At 40.0% G+C, this 1,027-nt stretch carries 1 protein-coding gene; it reads left to right on the top strand.

Going from position 1 to position 1,027, the window contains the following annotated elements; genetic code table 11:
• On the top strand, positions 1 to 1,027 hold a 1,027-nt coding region (locus tag ABD715_RS17760; RefSeq protein ID WP_344789676.1), incomplete at both ends, for a SprB repeat-containing protein.

The raw sequence follows: 1,027 nt of genomic DNA, 5'->3' as shown, positions 1-1,027 counted from the left end.
GTCCTGTGGTTTGTTTTGGAGAAGCTAATGGTTCTGCTACTGTAACACCTGCTGGTGGTAATGGAAACTATACTTATTCTTGGGATAACGGTGAAACTACTGCTACTGCAACTGCTTTAAACGCTGGGTCGCATACCGTAACTATTACAGATGATAAAGATTGTAAAACAACTGCAACTGTTAATATAACACAACCTAGTGCTGCCTTAACTGCAACTGCTGCTCAAGATAGTCCTGTAGTTTGTTTTGGAGAAGCTAATGGTTCTGCTACTGTAACACCTGCTGGTGGTAATGGAAACTATACTTATTCTTGGGATAACGGTGAAACTACTGCTACTGCAACTGGTTTAAACGCTGGAACTCATACCGTAACTATTACAGATGATAAAGATTGTAAAACAACTGCAACTGTTACTATAACACAACCTAGTGCTGCCTTAACTGCAACTGCTGCTCAAGATAGTCCTGTAGTTTGTTTTGGAGAAGCTAATGGTTCTGCTACTGTAACACCTGCTGGTGGTAATGGAAACTATACTTATTCTTGGGATAACGGTGAAACTACTGCTACTGCAACTGCTTTAAACGCTGGAACTCATACCGTAACTATTACAGATGATAAAGATTGTAAAACAACTGCAACTGTTACTATAACACAACCTAGTGCTGCTTTAACTGCAACTGCTGCTCAAGATAGTCCTGTAGTTTGTTTTGGAGAAGCTAATGGTTCTGCTACTGTAACACCTGCTGGTGGTAATGGAAACTATACTTATTCTTGGGATAATGGTGAAACTACTGCTACTGCAACTGCTTTAAACGCTGGAACTCATACCGTAACTATTACAGATGATAAAGATTGTAAAACAACTGCAACTGTTAATATAACACAACCTAGTGCTGCCTTAACTGCAACTGCTGCTCAAGATAGTCCTGTGGTTTGTTTTGGAGAAGCTAATGGTTCTGCTACTGTAACACCTGCTGGTGGTAATGGAAACTATACTTATTCTTGGGATAACGGTGAAACTACTGC

Origin of the sequence: Postechiella marina (genome assembly GCF_039538365.1) — a bacterium.
In the GTDB taxonomy this organism is placed as follows: Bacteria; Bacteroidota; Bacteroidia; order Flavobacteriales; family Flavobacteriaceae; genus Postechiella; species Postechiella marina.
The sequence above is the reverse complement of the archived record's forward strand: the minus strand, read 5'-3'. Positions and strand labels throughout refer to the sequence as shown.